This window comes from Micromonospora sp. CNZ286, from assembly GCF_014207755.1.
Window position 1 is genome coordinate 714,735 of the sequence record NZ_JACHIZ010000001.1, and the last position, 18,106, is coordinate 732,840.

Below are 18,106 nucleotides of genomic sequence, written 5' to 3' on the forward strand. Positions count from 1 at the left end.
TCTGCTGGGGCGATACGGACGCCCCTTCTGGGAGCTACTTCACCCTCCTGGCGAAACGGGCCGCACAAGCATGACGGCGCGGGGCGACACCGGTCACCCGGTGTCACCCCGCGCCGTGGCTCATGCCCCCGACAGCGGGTGTTCCGATCAGCCGGCCGACTCGGCCGTCACCTTCTGCCCGGAGGCGTCCGCCTTCGGCGTCTCGGCCTTGCCGCCGGCCGGCACGCCCGGCACGATGCCGGCCAGGCCGGACAGCATCTGGCCGAGCTGCGAGGTGACCGCGTCCTTCTGGCGGGTCAGGTCCTCGACCTCGCGGCGGGCCGCCTGCGTGGTCAGCTCGGCCTCGGTGCGGGCCTCGTTGAGCACCCGCTGCGCCTCGGCGCGCGCCTCGTTGAGCGTCTTGTCGGCCAGCGCCTTGGCCTTGTCAACGGTCTCGTTGGCGGTGCGCTCGGACTCGACCCGCCGGGCCTCGGCCCGCTGCTCGATCTCCTTGGCGCGCTCCTGCGCGGCGCGGGCGCGCTGCTCGGCCTCGTTCACCAGCTTCTGGGTCTGCGCGACCTGGGCGGCGTGCCGCTCCGACTCCTCGCGCTCGGCCTTCTCCCGCCGCTCGGCGAGCTGGAGCTCCAGGGCCTGGAGGTCCTTGTCGCGCTTGTCGCGCGCGTCGGTGAGCAGCTTGGTCGCCTCGGCGCGCTTCTCCTCGGCCTCCCGGGCGGCCTTGGCCCGCTGCTGGGTGATCTCCCGCTCGGCGGTGGCGCGCAGCGTGGCGACCTCGCGCTCGACAGTCGACTTCAGCTCGGCCACCTCGTGCGCGGTGACCGTACGCAGCTGCTTGGTCTCGCGGTCGGCGTCGGCGCGCAGCGTGTCGGCCTCACGGCGGGCCTGCACCCGGACCTCGGCGGCCTCGCGCTCGGCGGCGGTGCGGACGCTGCCGGCCTCACGCTCGGCGGTCGCCTTCATGGCGGCGGCCTCGGCGCGCGCCTTGTCGGTGATCTCACGCGCCTCGAGGCGGGCGGCGGAGAGGATGCCCTCCGACTCGCGCTTGGCCTCGTTGCGGTGGTCGTTGGCCTGCTCCTCGGCCAGCCGCAGGATCTGCTCGACGCGAGTGCCCAGGCCGGAGAGCGTCGGCCGGCTGTTCTCCTCGAGCTGCTTGTTGGTCTCGGTGAGCTTCTGCTCCAGCGCGCTCTGGCGCTGCTCGGCCTGCCGCAGCCGGCGCTGAGCGTCGTTCATCCGCTGCTCGGCCTCGGCGCGGGCCTGCTCGGACTGGCTCAGGGCGGCGCTGAGGCGGCCGATGAAGTCGTCGACCTGGTTGGTGTTGTAACCACGCAGGCCAACGGTGAAATCGGGCTGTGAGTTCGCGTTATCGAAGAACGCAAGAGGGGAGGACTGCTGCTGGGGCATTGGGACATACTCGCAGACCCCCCAGGGTGGTTCGCAAGAGTGGTCGGCAGCTTTCGCGTCCGGTTTACATGGTCAACTCCGTCGGCCGTGCGGACCGGACCAATCGGCGATCTTGGCAGCTCCCGCGCGGGTCGGTCGAGTGGGACGTCACCGGGGAAGGTGGCGCGAAAGGGCCGCGGGTCGGAACCCGCGGCCCTTTGTTGCGTACGTCAGTCGAATGGTGACCGGGTCGGCCGGAAAGGCAATCCGGGGCGACCGTACGGTCAGTGACCGCGGAACCGGTTGATGGCGCTTTCGTGGCGCGAACGCATCTCGATGTCGCGGACGCCGAGCCCGTCGGTGGGGGCGAGGCACCGCACGCCGACCTTGCCCTGGTGCGCGTTGCGGTGCACCTCGTACGCGGCCTGGCCGGTCTGCTCCAGCGCGTACGTCTTCGACACGGTCGGGTGCACCTTGCCGAGCGCGACCAGCCGGTTGGCCTGCCACGCCTCGTGGTAGTTGGCGAAGTGGCTGCCGACGATCCGCTTGAGGTGCATCCACAGGTAGCGGTTGTCGTACTGGTGGTTGAAGCCGCTGGTGGAGGCGCAGGTGACGATCGTGCCGCCCTTCTTGGCGACGTAGACGCTGGCGCCGAACGTCTCCCGGCCCGGGTGCTCGAAGACGATGTCCGGGTCCTCGCCGCCGGTCAGCTCGCGGATGCGCTCACCGAAGCGCCGCCACTCGTCCTGGTCCTGGGTCTGCTCGTCGGACCAGAACTTGAATCCCTCGGCGGTACGGTCGATGACCAGCTCGGCGCCCATCTTCCGGCACAGCTCGGCCTTCTCCGGGGAGGAGACCACGCAGACCGGGATCGCGCCGCCGTTGAGGGCCATCTGGGTGGCGTACCCGCCGAGGCCGCCGGAGGCGCCCCAGATCAGCACCACGTCGCCCTGCTTCATGTTCGCGCCGTGGTGCGAGACGAGCTGCCGGTACGCGGTGGAGTTGACCAGCCCCGGGCTGGCCGCCTCCTCCCAGCTCAGGTGGCGCGGCTTCGGCATCAGCTGGTTGGCCTTGACGATCGCCAGCTCGGCCAGGCCGCCGAAGTTGGTCTCGAAGCCCCAGATCCGCTGCTGCGGGTCGAGCATCGTGTCGTCGTGACCGGCGGAGTCCTCCAGCTCGACCGACAGGCAGTGCGCGACGACCTCGTCGCCGGCCTTCCACTTGGTCACGCCCGGCCCGGTACGCAGCACCACGCCCGCGGCGTCCGAGCCGACCACGTGGTACGGCAGGTCGTGGCGGCGGGTCAGCTCGGAGAGCCGGCCGTAGCGCTGGAGGAACTTGAACGTGGGCAGCGGCTCGAAGATGCTCGTCCACACCGTGTTGTAGTTGATCGCGCTGGCCATCACCGCGACGAGCGCCTCACCCGGGCCCAGCTCGGGGGTGGGCACCTCCTGCACGTGCAGCGCCTTGCGCGGGTCCTTGTCGCGGGTGGCCATGCCCTCGAACATGCGGGTGTCCTCGGCACGCACCACCACGCCCCGGTAGCTCTCCGGCACGGGCAGTCCGGCGAGGCCGGCGAGCTCCCGCTCCGGCTGCGACGAACCCTCCGCCGCCATGATCGCTTCGAGGATGTCCTGCACGGTGACCTCCCGTTAGTCCACACCCGCACGACGCGGGCAGGGGTGCTGCCATCGTCGGCGCCGGTGCGACGGGACCGCCATGTCGGCATCGACACTTCCGGCACCGGTCGCCGCTGCTGTTCGGGCGGACGTTACTGAACGGTAGCTAAAGCGGGAACCCCTCTGTGAAAAACTGCATCCACCGATGCGTGGAGGTGTCCGTGGGAACGTGCAAGCGCGCACTGCCGCGCGTGTTCCCACGTGTTAGGAAGGGCCCCTTCTTAACAGACGTCTGTTAAGAAGGGGCCCTTCCTTACGCCTCAGGCGGGCTGGACCAGCTCGATCAGCACACCGCCGGCGTCCTTGGGGTGCACGAAGTTGACCCGGGAGTCCGAGGTGCCGCGCCGGGGCGCGTCGTAGAGCAGCCGTACGCCGCGCTCGCGCAGCGCCGCGCAGGCCACGTCGATGTCCGCCACCGTGTACGCGACCTGCTGGATGCCGGGACCACGCTTGTCCAGGAACTTGCCGATCGTGGTGTCCGGCGAGAGCGGGGCGAGCAGTTGCACCATGCCGCCGGAGGAGTCCGGGCCGACCGCGAGCATCGCCTCGCGTACGCCCTGCTCGGCGTTGGTCTCGGTGTGCACGCAGCGCATCCCGAACGTGCGCTGGTAGAAGTCGATCGCGGCGTCCAGGTCGCCGACGGCGATCCCGACGTGGTCGATGCGGCGCAGGCCGATGTCTGTGACAAACTCGGCAGCGGGCTCGACGGGGGAGTTCTCAGCCATGACGCTAGTCTGACCGAACAATCGTTAAGGCGTACAGGTCGGCACCCCCTCGGAGGCAGGCAATGGCTTCGGTGATCGTCAGCGGCGCGCGGACCCCCATGGGGCGCCTGCTGGGCAACCTCAAGGACCTCCCCGCGACCAGGCTCGGTGGCATCGCGATCAAGGCGGCCCTGGAGCGCGCCGGCGTCGCGCCCGAGCAGGTCCAGTACGTGATCATGGGCCAGGTGCTCCAGGCCGGCGCCGGGCAGATCCCGGCCCGGCAGGCGGCCGTCGAGGCCGGCATCCCGATGTCCACCCCGGCGCTGACCATCAACAAGGTCTGCCTCTCCGGGCTGGACGCGATCGCGCTCGCCGACCAGCTCATCCGGGCCGGTGAGTTCGACGTCGTGGTGGCCGGCGGCATGGAGTCGATGACCAACGCCCCGCACCTGCTGCTCGGACAGCGCTCCGGCTACAAGTACGGCGACGTGACCGTCAAGGACCACATGGCCCTCGACGGCCTCACCGACGCCTGGGACTGCTGCTCGATGGGCGAGTCCACCGAGCGTCACGGCGCGAAGCACGGCATCACCCGCGAGGAGCAGGACGCGTTCTCCGCGGCCAGCCACCAGCGCGCCGCCGCCGCGCAGAAGAATGGCCACTTCGGCGACGAGATCACCCCGGTGGTCATCCCGCAGCGCAAGGGTGACCCGCTGGTGATCAGCGAGGACGAGGGCATCCGCCCGGACACCACCGCCGAGTCGCTCGGCAAGCTGCGTCCCGCCTTCGCCAAGGACGGCACCATCACCGCCGGCAGCTCCTCGCCGATCTCCGACGGTGCCGCCGCCGTGGTCGTGATGAGCAAGGCCAAGGCCAAGGAGCTGGGCCTGACCTGGCTGGCCGAGATCGGCGCCCACGGCAACGTGGCCGGCCCGGACAACTCCCTGCACTCGCAGCCCTCGAACGCTATCAACCACGCCCTGAAGAAGGGCGGCCTGAGCATCGAGGACCTCGACCTCATCGAGATCAACGAGGCGTTCGCGGCGGTGGGCATCCAGTCCACCCGTGACCTCGGCATCAGCCCCGACAAGGTCAACGTCAACGGCGGCGCGATCGCGCTCGGCCACCCGATCGGCATGTCCGGCGCCCGCCTCGTCCTCACGCTCGCGATGGAGCTGAAGCGGCGCGGCGGCGGCACCGGCGCGGCCGCGCTCTGCGGCGGTGGCGGGCAGGGCGACGCGCTGATCATCCACGTACCGAACGGCGCCGAGAGCTGATTGTCTTGAACGACGCGAGTAACGCCCCGGCGGCGGCCACCGGCCCGGTGCGCCGCAGCCGGGACGTACCCATGCTGGTGGAACGGGCCCGCGCGGGTGACCCCCGCGCGGTGGCCCGCCTGATCACCCTGGTCGAGTCCGGCGACGAGGTGTTGCCGCAGGTGGCGGCGGCGCTCGCGCCGTACGCCGGGCACGCCCAGGTGGTCGGCCTGACCGGCTCGCCCGGCGTGGGCAAGTCGACGACCACGAACGAGCTGGTCCGGGCGCTGCGGGCGCGCGGTCACCGGGTCGGCGTGCTGGCCATCGACCCGTCCAGCCCGTTCACCGGCGGCGCGATCCTCGGTGACCGGGTCCGGATGCAGGACCACGCGACCGATCCGGGCGTCTACATCCGCTCGATGTCCAGCCGGGGCCACCTGGGCGGGCTCTCCGCGGCGACGCCGCAGGCGGTGCGGGTGCTGGAGGGTGCCGGCTGCGACGTGGTGCTCGTCGAGACCGTCGGCGTCGGGCAGGCCGAGGTGGAGGTGGCCTCGCTGGCCGACACCACGCTCGTGCTGCTCGCGCCGGGCATGGGCGACGCGATCCAGGCGGTCAAGGCTGGCATCCTGGAGATCGCCGACGTCTTCGTGGTCAACAAGGCCGACCGGGACGGCGCGGACGCCACCGTCCGCGACATCCAGGGCATGATCGCGCTCGGCGAGCGCGGGCCGGGGGAGTGGCGGCCGCAGGTGGTGCGCTCGATCGCCGCCCGCGCCGAGGGCATCGACGACATCGCCGCCGCGATCGACAAGCACCGCGACTGGCTGGAGCGCCACGGCGAGCTGCGCCGCCGCCGGGAGGCGCGGGCCGCCGCCGAGATCGAGGCCATCGCGCTGGGCGTGCTGCGCGCCCGGATCGGCTCACTGCGCGACGGTACGCAGCTCCCGACGCTCGCGGCCAAGGTGGCCGAGGGCGCCATCGACCCGTACGCCGCGGCGGAGGAACTGCTCTCCCAGCTCGGCTCCTGAGGCGCGGCCGGCCGGGTCGCCCCGGCCGGCCTCTCAGATCTCCGCGTCGGTGAGCGGGTTGGCGGTTCCGGCCCGGCTGACCGGGGCCGTCAGCATGCCGGCGATGGCGTCGGCGAGGAAGTCCCCGACGTCCAGCCAGCGCGGGTCCTGCCCGTCCTGTTCGGCGCGGGCCTCGACCTCGGCGGTGGCGGTCATGACGATGCGGGCGATCAGGGCTGCCCGGCCGGCCACCACCCCCGGATCGAGGTGCGCCAGGCGGGTCGCCAGTGAGGCGCGGACCGGCAGGTCGACGAAGGCCGACTCGAACGCCTCGCGCATCAGCACCCGCAGCGTCGGGTCGTGCAGGGCCTGGGCGAGGAAACGTGCCCGCCAGCTCGGCCGGGGCAGGCCGGCGAGCACCGCCATGGACGGCTGTACGAGGCTGCGGACGTCGCCGAGCACCGAGTCGGGTTGCGCGGGCATGGCCCGGCGGGGTTCGGCCAGGGCGTCCATGTGCCGGGCGACCAGGGCCCGGAGCAGGCCCTCCCGGCCGCCGAAGTAGTACCGCACCGCGGAGTGGTTCGTGTTGCCCGCGACCTCGGCGATCCTGCGGTCGGAGACCTGCGCGATCCCGGTCTCGGCGAACAGGCGTTCGGCGGCGTCGAGCAGCGCGGTACGGGCCGCCTCCGACCGTGCCATGAACCCTCTCTTCCCCTGGACCGGCGCCCAGCTGTGGCGCAGGCCAAACCTAGTCGTTTCGTCCTCCGGCGACCGCGTCACCTACACTTCGTAAGTCACTTGACTTACGTTTGGCTGCCGACGCAGCCGTGAACCCCTCCGGAGCCTGCCTGTGCCGCCCTCCAACGACCCAGCGCCCGCCGAGCCGACCGCCGCCGACCGCAAGGAGCGGATCATCCGCTCGGTCGCCCTCTTCGTCATGCCGTTCCTCATGGTCACGATGATGTTCGCGACCTACGTGGGAACGATGCACTCGCCGCACCCCCGCCAGATGCCGGTGGCGGTGATCGGCAGCGGCGCCGAGGCCCAGGGCGTCGTCGACGCGTTGAACGCCACAGCCGGCGAGCCGGTCGAGGCCCGGCTGGTCGCGTCCCGGGACGCCGCCGTGGAACTCCTGCGGGACCGGGAGATCAGCGGCGCGTTGCAGCTCCCGGCGGCGGGTTCGGACCAGGCGACGATCATCACCGCGTCGGCGGCCGGCGCCTCCCGCGCCGGCACCGCGCAACAGCTCCTCGCCCCGGTCGCCGTGCAGCAGCAGTGGGCGTCCACGACCGAGGACGTCGCGCCGCTGCCCGACGACGACCGGGCCGGCATCTCGGTGCTGTTCGCCGCGATGGGCATGATGCTCGCCGGCTACGTACCGCTGAGCATGCTCCTGATGGCCACCCCGCACCTGCTGCGCCTGCGGCGGTTCGTTCCGCTGGCGGCCGGCTGGTCGGCGCTGACCAGCACGATCATCTGGCTGATCCTCGGACCCGGTGTGGGCGCGGTCGACGGCCACTACCTCACGTTCCTCGGCGTCGGCATGCTCACGACCGGTGCCGTCGGTCTCGCCCAGCTGCTCTTCACCAAGGTGATGGGGCCGCTGGCGGTCCTGCTCGGGATGCTGTTCTTCGTCGTGCTCGGCATGCCCGCGTCGAACCTGGCGCTGCCGGTCGACACGATGCCCGGCTTCTTCCAGTTCCTGCACGGGGTGCTGCCCCTGCCGGCGGCCGGTGAGGCGCTGCGGTCGGCGCTCTACTTCGACGGCCGGGGCATCGGCGTCCACCTGCTGACGCTCGCCGCCTGGATCGTCGCCGCCGTGCTGCTCTGCCTGCTCAAGGAGCGCGGCGGGGCGCCGATCCCGCAGGCGCCGCAGGTCGACGGCCCGGACACGCCGCTGCCCGCACTCGCCGGCGGCCCGCCGCGGTCCAAGCGGTTCCGGTACGTGACGGTGGCGGCGTTTCCGCTGAGCATCCTGGTCGCCGTGGTGGGCCTGATGAGCTTCTCCATGCACAAGCCCGAGCCGCACGACATCCCGGTAGCCGTGGTCGCCGCCGTCCCCGAGCAGGCGGAGCAGGTCGCCGCCGGCCTGCGGGCCGGTCTCGGCGGGGTCGCCGACGTCTCCGTGGCCGCGTCGGTGGACGAGGCGAGGGAGCGCATCCTCGCCCAGGACATGGTCGCCGCGTACGTGCTGCCCGCGACACCGGGCGGCGAGGCGACCCTGTACTCGTCGTCGGCCGCCGGTTCCAGCCAGCACATGATGGTGCAGACCATGTTCCGCCAGGTCGCCGCCGGGCAGCAGACGCCGCTGGCGGTCACCGACGTGGCGCCGCTCAGCGGGACCGACACGATGGGCAGCAACAGCCTGTACGTCGGCATGTCCTGGATCATGTCCGGGTTCCTGATGCTCGCCGTGCTCCGGGGCGGGGCACCGCACCTGCGGCGGCTGCGCCAGTTCCTGCCGATCCTCGGCGGCTGGGCGATCGGCATGGCCACCTGGCTGTGGCTGCTGTTCGACGTGATCATCGGCGCGGTCGGCGGGAGCGCCCTGGAGATGATCGGTTTCGGGGCCCTCACCATCTTCGCCGTGTCGTCGGTGACCGGGGTGTTCACCCGCACCTTCGGCCTCGCCGCGATCGTCCCGATGATGGTGGTGCTGATGATGGCCGGCGTACCGGCCTCCGGCGGCGGCCTGTCGGTCTACATGGTGCCGGAGTTCTTCCGGACGCTCCAGGGCGTCCTGCCACTGCCCGCCGCCGTGGACACGGCCCGGTCGCTCACCTACTTCGACGGCGTCGGCGTCACTCGGAACCTCGCCGTCGTGGCGATCTGGGCAGCGGTCGGCCTGCTGCTCAACCTCGGCGTCGACTGGTGGCTCCGGCGCCGGGAGCGGACGGCCGGCGGAACCGGGCCGCACCCGGCGCCGGACACCTCCGGCGGGCTGGACGGGATCGTCGGCGAGCCGGCGCCGGCCGGGGCGCGCTGAACCGGGCTCCGTCCACTGCGGAGCGCCCGCGCCTAGTACGCTCGCACCGCCCCACGCCGTCGGCGCGGGGCGGTGCGACGGGTGGGAGAGCATGGCTGACGAGGCGACCCAGGAACTGTCGATCACGCCGGACGCGGTGGCGGGCGGGACCACGCACGTCTCCGACGAGGTGGTGGAGAAGATCGCGGTGGCCGCCACCCGCGGGGTGCCCGGGGTGGCCGAGCTGGGCGGTGACGTGGCCCGGTTCTTCAACGCGGTGCTCGACCGGGTCGGGCTCGATCAGGTCGGCGACGCCCGCCGGGGCTGCTCGGCCCACGTCACGAACGGCGCGGCGGTGATCAACCTGGTCCTCGTGATCGCGGCCGGTCACCCGGTTCCGCAGGTCACCGACGAGGTGCGGGCCGCTGTCGCGTCCGCCGTCGAGGCGTACGGGCTGCGGGTCGACGAGATCAACATCAAGGTCGACGACGTGGCGATGGGCTCGCCGCCTCCTGCCGCCTGACCCTGCCCCTCCGGCGGGCAGACGACCCGTACCGTTGTTCCCAGCGGCGCGAGGCCGCCGTGCGTCGGGAGGTTCGCCATGCCGAAGGCTGTCTCGTTCGCTCCAGTGCGAACCGTGAGGGCGTACGAGGGGATCGTCCGGCAGGTCGAGGAGCGGATCGCCGCCGGCGATCTGCGGCCGGGGGACCGGCTGCCCAGCGAGCGCGAGCTGACGACCCAGTTCGACGTCAGCCGGTCGACCGTGCGTGAGGCGCTGCGCGTGCTGGAGAGCAGCGGCCTGGTCCGCTCGCGCCCCGGTGACCCGCTCGGGCCCCAGGTGATCGCCTCGACCGCCTCGGCGATGCGCAAGCTGTTCGCGCGGGTCGTGGACAGCCGGCGGCTCGGCGTGGCGGAGCTGCTCCAGTTCCGCATGATCATCGAATCGGCGGCGGGATCGGTCGCGGCCCGGCAGGCGTCACCGTCCGAGTTGGACGAACTGGAGCAGGCGCTGGCGGGCATGCGGGACGCGGTGGCCGACGGCTACGAGGCGTTCAGCGCGGCGGACGTCCGCTTCCACGAGCACGTCGCCCGCCTGTCCGGGAACGAACTTCTGGTGCTCTGCCTCGACGCGGTCCGCAGCATGGTGCTCGATCTGATCTCCACGAAGCTCGCGGAGGCCCCGGATCGTGAGGCGCTGATGGAGCGCACGCTCGCGCACCACCGCCGGGTCATCGACGCGATGCGCGCGGGCGAGGCCGACGAGGTGGCCCGGCTGACCCGCCAGGAGCTGCACCACTACTACGCCGAGTACGTGCCGGAGGCGCGGCGCTCGATGGTGGACGTATTGCTCTGAATCCGCCTGATGTGGCCTGACCTCGGATTATCCGAGGCGGCCATCAGCTGAGCAGGCTCTTCCCTTCAACTGGTCTGACCAGTAGCCTCCCCCACATCTCGTCGTGTACCACGGGGGACCACCAGTTGCCCAATGCATCGACCGCCCCGGATCGGGGCGGAGGTCGCACCGCTTCGCATGGGAGAAGCTGCATGAAGTCGTCCAGATTCGCCGCGCTCGCCGCGGCAGCCCTGGTCTGTCCGGGACTCGTGCTCGTCGCGTCGCCCGCGTCGGCCAACCCCGCCGCCGGCGCACCGGGTGCCCACAACGCCATCACCGACGTTCCCGGCATCCAGGTCGGCCAGGTCCAGTCCGACACCGCTCCGTACCTGACCGGCACCTCGGTCGTCTACATGCCGCAGATGTCCGTGGCGAGTGTGGACCAGCGTGGTGGCGCCCCCGCCACCAAGGAGACCGACCTGCTCAGCCCGCTCAACTCCAACCCGGGCGTCAACGCGATCCAGCTCGGCGGCAGCAGCATGTACGGGCTGTCGGCCACCAACGGCATCATCCGCTGGCTGGAGGACCGGGGCGAGGGCGTACGCGTCGGCGCCGGCGGCGTGGCCCCGATCGTGCCGGCCGCGGACATCTTCGACCTCGGCCGCGGCGGCGACCCGAAGGCCCGCACCTCCGCCGAGTGGGGTTACCTCGCGTCACAGGCCACCTCGGACGGTCCCGTTCGCCAGGGTGGCGTCGGCGGCGGCACCGGCGCCCGTGGCGGCGGCATGCGCGGCGGCGTCGGCACCGCGAGCGTCCACCTCGGCGACGGCATCTACGTCGGCGCGATGGTGATCGTGAACCCGGCCGGCTCCCCGGTCGACCCGGCCGACTGCACCCTGTACGGCGTCAAGTACGGCATCGGCAACGAGTTCGCCGGGTACAAGGCTCCCAAGAAGAAGGAGTGCAACCCGCCGACCCCGCCGGCCGCCGCCGCCGAGCAGCCGGCCAACACCACGATCGCCGTGGTGGCCACCAATGCCCCGCTGGAGAAGGCCGCCGCGCAGCGCATGTCCGGCAACGCGCACGACGGCATGGCCCGCGCGATCAGCCCGATCCACACGCTCGGCGACGGCGACACCGTGTTCGCGGTGTCCACCGGCAAGGGCGAGGCGCTCCAGATCAACGACCCGGCCGACAGCCGCCAGCTCAACGCCATCTTCAACGCCGGCGCCAGCACGCTCGCCCGTGCCATCGCCAAGGCGGTCCTCTCGTCCGAGAGCATCGGCAACACCACCAGCTACTGCGACCGCTACCCCTCGGCCTGCAAGGGCATGAAGCAGCTCAAGCAGTGGCGTACGCAGGGCAACGCCCCGGACGTGACGCCGGAGACCTTCGCCCAGGCGACCCAGGCGCTGGCGCAGACCCCGGTCCCCGCGCCGGCCGGTGCCGACAAGGGCAAGGACAAGGGCAAGGGCAAGCCGAACGCCGCTCCGGCGGGCAACACCACGAACGACGCCGGTCAGGAGTCGCAGAACGGCATGGTTCTCGCCTCCGGCAACACCGGTGGCCCCACGCTCTCGACGGGCGTGACCACGGGCCTGCTGGCCGCCGCCGTCCTCGGTGTCGGCCTGCTGGGCATGCACCTGCGGGGACGCCGCCGGGCGCCGTCCGGCGGGCTCAGCTGACACAGCCGCTGTCTCACCTCGCGCCGGCACAGTAGGCGCGTGACGATCGAGGCGGGTTCCGTCCACCCGGACGGGGCCCGCCTCGCGTCGTTCCCAGGTCGCCGACCGGTGGATCGTCCGCGCTCGGTGTGACCGTCGATCTTGGAGTTATGGCACCTCGCACAGCTCGCATACAACGCATCCCAGGCGCCACAACTCCAAGATCGACGGAGTGGGGCGTTCAAGGCCGAGCCACTTGGCGGCACGTCAGCCCTTCGGTGTGCCGAGGGAGCGGGAATGAGCTGCCCTCGGCAGCTCGTTGCGTCGCGCTGGCGCAGAGCACGGAGGCCACACCGTAGGGCTGGGCGTGGTCGTCGACGGGGCGGAACGCGTACACCCGCGGTTCAGCCCTCGCTCGGCAGCGCGTTGTGTCGACGCCCCGAGCCCTCGGGCACGCAGGGCTTCACGGAGGCGACACACCTCGACTGCGTCAGTCCACTGCGCACCGACCACGGCTCCCGGGCAACCCCGGCCCTCCTGGACCGTCGATTTTGCACTTGGTGTCCCGACGAACGGGGTCAAATCACCCGCACCAGGGGCAGCAAGTGCAAGATCGCGGGGAGGGGGGCCGGGGGGAGGGGGAGCGGGGGAATCACGGAAGGACCTGGTGGGCGGGAGCCCACCAGGTCCTTCCGTGCGTGGTGCTGGGCTACTTCTTGGACACCTTGGTGACGTCGAAGGACTGGGTCACCGCGTCCTTCGGGTAACCCTCGACGCCGTCGCGGATCACCGCGAGGTTCGGCAGCAGGAACAGCCAGTCGCTGGCGGCCTCCTGCGAGATGACCTTCGCGGCCTCGGCGAACTTCTTGTCCCGGGTCGCCGCGTCCAGAGCCGTGTCGGCCTCGTTCATGAGCTGCGTGACGGCCGGGTTCTTGTAGCGGTAGTAGTACTCCGGCTGGCCGTAGCGGACCAGGTCACGCGGCTCGACGTGGGCGATGATCGACAGGTCGTAGTTGGCCTTGCCGAGCACCTTGTCGAGCCACTGCGGCATCTCGACGTTGTTCTGGGTCACCTTGATGCCGACCTCCGCGAGCTGCGAGGCGACGAACTGCGCGGAGGCGCGGGCGTAGCCGGGCGGCGGGACGTCCATGGTCAGGGTGAGTCCGTTGGCGTGGCCGGCCTCGGCGAGCAGCTGCTTGGCCTTGGCGGGGTCGTGCGGGAAGTCTCCGGTGCGGTCCTCGTACCACGGGTCGCTCGGCGGCACCATGCTGCCGATCTTCGTGCCGTACCCGGACCAGACGGTCTTGATCAGCGCGTCGTGGTCGATCGCGTGGCGGATGGCCTGGCGCACGCGGGCGTCGGCCAGCGGGCCCTTGGCGTTGTTCATCGCCAGGACGACCTCACCGGTCGTCTTGCCCTCGACCACCTCGAACTGCTTGTTGCCCTTGAACACCTCGAGCAGCTGCGGCGCCTGGATGTTGGCCACGATGTCGAGCTGACCGGAGAGCATCGCGTTGTTCAGCGCGTTGGCGTCGGTGATGTACCGGAAGACAGCGGTGCCGACCTTGGCCTTCTCACCCCAGTAGCCGTCGTTGCGCACCAGCGTGATGCTGTCGCCGCGGTTCCACTTGTCGAACTTGAACGGGCCGGTGCCGTTCGGCTTCGTGCCCAGGTCGGTGGCGTTCTCCTTGAGCACCACGCCGACGCGGCCGGCGACGTCGAACAGCCAGCTCTGGCTGGGCCGGGACAGCGTCACGTCCACGGTGGAGGCATCAGGCGCCTCGACGGTCTTCACGACTGTCATCTGCGACTTGAACGGGTTCGTCGAGCCCTCGGCGGTGACCCGCTTGAAGCTCCACACCACGTCCTGCGCGGTGAGCTTCTGGCCGTCGTGGAAGGTCACGCCGTCGCGCAGCTTGAACGAGTACTTGGTGCCGTCGTCGGACACCTTCCACTCGCTGGCCAGCAGCGGCTCCACCTCGCCGGTGCCGGCGTTCTGGCGCACCAGGCCCTCGTACACGTTGTAGAGCAGGACCTGCGGGATCGCGGCGCCGGCCTCGGCGGTCAGGTCGAGGCTCACCGGCTCCAGGTAGGCGCCGAGGGTGACCGTACCGTTGCCGGAACCACCGCCGGTGGTGGTCTCCGAGTCACCATCGCTACTGCACGCGGTCAGAGCCAGCGCCGTGGCGAGCAGCACGGCGGGCAGCGTTATCTTCAGCCGATTCATTCGTGTGTCCCATCGCGAAGAACGCCAAGGGCGCTCGTAGCCTGTGAGGCGGGACACTATGAGCGTGCTACCCGATGCAAAAGGGCCAGTTCAGCGGGGTCGGCAGGTACCAATCAGCGCCGGACTACCGCGCCACGCGGAACCCGGTGTTGCCACTTGAGGAGTCAACGGTGGTCCGACTCCGTGCTGCCACGCGGTAACGGTTGCAATAAGAGTCGTGGCACAGGTACGAACCACCCCTGATGACGCTCTCACCTGGTGAGATACGGCCGCGGCGGTCGCGCCAGGGTTCGGCCGTGAGTTCCCAAACGTTGCCCGCGACGTCGTACAGGCCGTAGCCGTTCGGCGGAAACGCGGTCACCGGAGAGGTGCCTGCGAACCCGTCCTCAGCGGTGTTGACAGCAGGGAAGGCACCCTGCCAGATGTTGCACAGGTGCCGCCCGTCCGGGGTCAGCTCGTCGCCCCAGGCGTAGCGCGCCTGGGACAGGCCGCCGCGCGCCGCGTACTCCCACTCGGCCTCGGTGGCCAACCGGGTGCCGGACCACAGGCAGTACGCCTCGGCGTCCCGGTGGGAGACGTGCACGACGGGGTGCCGCTCGCGCCCGCGTACGTCCGAACCGGGCCCGTCCGGGGCGGCCCAGTGCGCTCCCTCGACCGCCAGCCACCACGGCGCCTGCGGCACCGACGCGTCCAGCACGTACCGGTGCGCGGACGGCGCCAGCAACAGGTGGAAGACGAACGACCAGCCGTACCGTTCCGCGTCCGTGCGGTAGCCGGTGGCGTCGACGAAGCGGGCGAACTGCCGGTTCGTCACCGGTGTCGCGGCGATCGCGAACGGGGCCACGGCCACCGGCCGGACCGGTCCCTCCAGGTCCTCCGGGAAGCCCTCCGGGTCGTCGGTGCCCATGAGGAAGGTGCCGCCGGGCAGCGCGATCAGGTCGTCCGTACCCCCGTGTGGTGAGCGGACGGCGCTCGCGCCCGCCGCGGCGCCGGTGCCGGCGGCGGGCGGGCGTCGCGGCGCGCAACACGGCGACGGCAGGGGAGTGCCCCCGCCGTCGCCCGGATCGACCGGTTCGGTGCTCACATCCGTGTCACGCCGGCAGGGCGTCCGCCTGGTACGCGCCCTCGCCGATGACGGCGGCGACCGCGTCGCCGAAGTCCTCGGTCGACATGCCCATCTCCGGCCCGCGCATGGCGCCCAGCCGCGGCAGCACCGCCTTCACCCCGTCCTCCAGGCAGCGGGCCGCCTCGGGGTGGCCCAGGTGCTCCAGCATCAGCGCGGCGCTGAGGATCGAGCCCGCGGGGTTGGCCCAGCCGCGGCCGGCGATGTCCGGCGCGGAACCGTGCACCGGCTCGAACATGCTCGGCGCCGACCCGGTCGGGTTGAGGTTGCCGCTCGCGGCCAGGCCGAGACCGCCCTGCACGGCCGCGCCCAGGTCGGTGATGATGTCGCCGAACAGGTTGTCGGTGACCACGACGTCGAACCGCTCCGGCTGCGTCACCAGGTAGAGGCACATCGCGTCGACGTGCACGTAGTCCACAGCGATGTCCGGATACTCCGCCGAGACCTCCTCGAAGGTCCGCTGCCACAGGTCGCCGGCATAGGTGAGGATGTTCGCCTTGTGCACCAGCGTGACGTGCTTACGGCGGCCCAGGGCCAGCCGGAAACCGTGCCGGATGAGGCGCTCGACGCCCTTGCGGGTGTTCACCGACTCCTGGGTGGCGATCTCGTCCGGCCCGCCGCGGTGGATGAAGCCTCCGGCGCCGACGTACGCGCCCTCGGTGTTCTCCCGCAGGATCACCAGGTCGCACTGCTCGGGGCGCAGCCCGCCGATGGGCGTGGGCACGCCTGGCAGCAGCTTGACCGGCCGCAGGTTCACATACTGGTCGAACGCGGTCCGCAGGTGGATGACCAGGCCGCGTTCCAGCACGCCGGGCGGCACCGACGGGTCGCCGACGGCGCCGAAGAGAATGGCGTCCGCCTTGGCCAGTTCCTGTTCCACGTCCGGCGGTACGACCTGGCCGGTTATCCGCCAGTAGTCCGCGCCGAGTTCGTAGTCCTCCCAGACCAGGTCGATCCCGAACCGTCGGGCGGCGGCGTCGCACGCCTTGACCGCCTGCGCGGTGACCTCCGGTCCGATGCCGTCGCCGGGCACCAGCGCGATTCGCTGGGCGCTCATGAGTCCACCCCTGTCCGCGTGCAGGAGACCGTCACCTGCCATCGCCCGGCCAAGCGTGGCGGGAACGGGCCCTCCGCAACAGGTCCAGGTCTCCGGCTAGGCTAGTACCAGCGGGACGCACAGGGCGTGTGCAGGGCGTACGACGACGGGACGAGGCGAGACCCCCGCGGGAGTGGGAGGTCGAGGTGGCGGATTTCCTGCTGCCGGTCAACCCGCAGAGCACGGTTCCGCTCTACGAGCAGATCATCACCGGGCTCGAGGACGCCATCCTCGCGGGGCAGTACGACGACGGCCCGCTGCCCAGCACGCGCCGCCTGGCCGAGGCGCTCGGCGTCTCCCGGAACACGGTGCTGACCGCGTACGACCGGCTCATGGAGCAGGGTCTGATCGTGACCGTCCCGCGGCGCGGTCTCTACGTCTCCCCCGACGCGGTGGTGCGGATGCGGGCCGCGCGGCGGACCGCCCGCTCGCCGATGCAGCCGATCGACTGGGCGGCGCGGCTGCCGGAACCGCCGCCGACGCCGGTGCACCGGGATCCGGCCTGGGCGCGGGCACCGTTCCCGTTCGTGGTCGGCCAGCCCGACCCGTCCATGTTCCCGATCGGCGCGTGGGAACGGGCGCAGCGTGAGGCGCTGCGGCAGGACGGGCTGTCCCGGGTCATCGGCGACGCCGGCCAGGCCGACGACCCGGAGCTGGTGCGTCAGCTCTGCGAGCACGTGCTGCCCGCGCGCGGCATCTCCGCCCACCCGGACCAGGTGATGATCACGCTGGGTTCGACGCACGCGTTGCACCTGCTGGCGAGCGTCCTCGTCCGGCCGGGCAGCGTGGTGCTCGTCGAGGATCCCGGCTACCCGGACGCGCGGACGATCATGCAGATGGCCGGCGCCGACGTGGTGCCCGGCCGGGTCGACGAGGACGGCCTGGTCGTCGAGGACCTGCCGGCGGACCTGCACGGCGCCCAGCTCGTGTACGTCACGCCGAGCCACCAGTACCCGACCGGCGCGACCATGTCGGCGTCCCGGCGTGAGGAGCTGCTGCGCCGGGCCGGCGCGGCGGACGCGGTGGTGATCGAGGACGACTACGACCCGGAGATGACGTTCCGGGGGATGCCCGCGGTGGCGGTGCGGGCGCTCGACGACGAGGACCGCGTGGTCTACCTCGGCAGCTTCAGCAAGCTGCTGGCACCCGGGCTGCGGCTCGGCTACGTGGTGGCGTCCCCGGCGCTCGTGGACGCCATGCGGGCCCGCTCCCGCTACGTGCTGCGTCACCCGCCCGGCCCGATGCAACGCGCCCTCGCGCAGATGATCGCCAGCCGCGACCTGGCCCGTCACGTGCGCCGCGTCCGCGCCCACTACCAGGGGCTGTACGAGGAGATGGTGCGGGCGGTCGAGCGGCACGTGCGCTGGGGACCGCAGCCGGTGCCGCGCGGCGGGCTGGCCCGCTGGATCACCGGCCCGCCGGGGCTGGACGCCGGAGAACTGGCCCGGGAGTTGCGCCGGCAGGGCGTCCTGCTGGACCCCGGCGCGGCGTACTGGGCGACCCGGCCCGCCCCGCGTCACCACCTGCGCCTGGGGTACCAGGTGATGCCGCTGGACCGCATCGAGGAGGGGGTACGGCGGGTCGCCGCGGCCGTAGAAGACCAGGTCCGGCCACGGCTGGTACCCCCACCGACCCGGAAACTGGACGTTCCCCTCCGAGGGCGGAGTTCGTAACC

General features: G+C 71.6%; 14 protein-coding genes. 7 read left to right on the forward strand and 7 right to left on the reverse strand.

Going from position 1 to position 18,106, the window contains the following annotated elements; translation table 11 throughout:
- Window positions 1-147: 147 nt before the first annotated feature.
- From FHX31_RS03455 to mce, 3 genes are all read right to left on the reverse strand, one after another.
- A complete protein-coding gene (locus FHX31_RS03455) occupies window positions 148-1,398 on the reverse strand; it encodes a DivIVA domain-containing protein (protein WP_013475376.1) in 1,251 nt (416 codons plus the stop codon).
- Between the two features lie 263 nt (window positions 1,399-1,661).
- Entirely contained in the window at window positions 1,662-3,017 is a 1,356-nt protein-coding gene (gene ccrA / locus FHX31_RS03460) for a crotonyl-CoA carboxylase/reductase (protein ID WP_013475377.1), read from the reverse strand.
- A 299-nt stretch (window positions 3,018-3,316) separates the two neighbouring features.
- Window positions 3,317-3,781, reverse strand: coding sequence for a methylmalonyl-CoA epimerase (gene mce, locus FHX31_RS03465; protein ID WP_184975041.1), 465 nt, complete (start codon window positions 3,779-3,781; stop codon window positions 3,317-3,319).
- A gap of 62 nt (window positions 3,782-3,843) precedes the next feature.
- Here mce and FHX31_RS03470 point away from each other — a divergent pair, with 62 nt between their 5' ends.
- Together FHX31_RS03470 and meaB are read left to right on the forward strand one after the other, a co-directional pair.
- The gene (locus tag FHX31_RS03470; protein WP_030271409.1) at window positions 3,844-5,037 is read left to right on the forward strand and encodes an acetyl-CoA C-acetyltransferase; all 1,194 of its coding nucleotides are present in this window, start codon (window positions 3,844-3,846) and stop codon (window positions 5,035-5,037) included.
- 5 nt (window positions 5,038-5,042) lie between these two features.
- Window positions 5,043-6,044, forward strand: coding sequence for a methylmalonyl Co-A mutase-associated GTPase MeaB (gene meaB / locus FHX31_RS03475; RefSeq protein ID WP_013288220.1), 1,002 nt, complete (start codon window positions 5,043-5,045; stop codon window positions 6,042-6,044).
- Between the two features lie 33 nt (window positions 6,045-6,077).
- Here the strand turns inward: meaB and FHX31_RS03480 are convergent, their stop codons facing one another.
- On the reverse strand, window positions 6,078-6,722 hold the full coding sequence (locus FHX31_RS03480) for a TetR/AcrR family transcriptional regulator (protein ID WP_184975044.1): 645 nt from the start codon (window positions 6,720-6,722) through the stop codon (window positions 6,078-6,080).
- A 151-nt stretch (window positions 6,723-6,873) separates the two neighbouring features.
- Between FHX31_RS03480 and FHX31_RS03485 the strand changes: the two genes are divergently transcribed.
- The 4 genes from FHX31_RS03485 (at window position 6,874) to FHX31_RS03500 (ending at window position 12,006) form a co-directional block, all read left to right on the forward strand.
- Window positions 6,874-9,009 (forward strand): DUF3533 domain-containing protein, encoded by a 2,136-nt coding sequence (locus tag FHX31_RS03485; RefSeq protein ID WP_184975048.1) that lies wholly within the window; start codon window positions 6,874-6,876, stop codon window positions 9,007-9,009.
- Window positions 9,010-9,100: 91 nt separating this feature from the next.
- Window positions 9,101-9,511 (forward strand): Asp23/Gls24 family envelope stress response protein, encoded by a 411-nt coding sequence (locus tag FHX31_RS03490; RefSeq protein WP_013288217.1) that lies wholly within the window; start codon window positions 9,101-9,103, stop codon window positions 9,509-9,511.
- Window positions 9,512-9,625: 114 nt separating this feature from the next.
- Window positions 9,626-10,342: a FadR/GntR family transcriptional regulator gene (locus FHX31_RS03495; protein WP_225319458.1), complete on the forward strand. Its 717-nt coding sequence runs from the start codon at window positions 9,626-9,628 to the stop codon at window positions 10,340-10,342.
- A gap of 191 nt (window positions 10,343-10,533) precedes the next feature.
- The gene (locus tag FHX31_RS03500; RefSeq protein WP_184975051.1) at window positions 10,534-12,006 is read left to right on the forward strand and encodes a P1 family peptidase; all 1,473 of its coding nucleotides are present in this window, start codon (window positions 10,534-10,536) and stop codon (window positions 12,004-12,006) included.
- Window positions 12,007-12,694: 688 nt separating this feature from the next.
- Here FHX31_RS03500 and FHX31_RS03505 read toward each other — a convergent pair.
- The 3 genes from FHX31_RS03505 to FHX31_RS03515 all read right to left on the reverse strand — a co-directional run bounded on the left by FHX31_RS03505 (window position 12,695) and on the right by FHX31_RS03515 (window position 16,392).
- Window positions 12,695-14,212, reverse strand: a complete 1,518-nt coding sequence (locus FHX31_RS03505) for an ABC transporter substrate-binding protein (RefSeq protein ID WP_091330898.1) — start codon at window positions 14,210-14,212, stop codon at window positions 12,695-12,697.
- 124 nt (window positions 14,213-14,336) lie between these two features.
- The gene (locus FHX31_RS03510) at window positions 14,337-15,296 is read right to left on the reverse strand and encodes a formylglycine-generating enzyme family protein (protein ID WP_184975054.1); all 960 of its coding nucleotides are present in this window, start codon (window positions 15,294-15,296) and stop codon (window positions 14,337-14,339) included.
- Between the two features lie 7 nt (window positions 15,297-15,303).
- Window positions 15,304-16,392: a 3-isopropylmalate dehydrogenase gene (locus tag FHX31_RS03515; protein ID WP_184975057.1), complete on the reverse strand. Its 1,089-nt coding sequence runs from the start codon at window positions 16,390-16,392 to the stop codon at window positions 15,304-15,306.
- Window positions 16,393-16,577: 185 nt separating this feature from the next.
- On the opposite strand from FHX31_RS03515, the gene pdxR reads away from it, so the two are divergent.
- Window positions 16,578-18,104, forward strand: coding sequence for a MocR-like pyridoxine biosynthesis transcription factor PdxR (gene pdxR, locus FHX31_RS03520; protein ID WP_184975060.1), 1,527 nt, complete (start codon window positions 16,578-16,580; stop codon window positions 18,102-18,104).
- Window positions 18,105-18,106 lie beyond the last annotated feature (2 nt).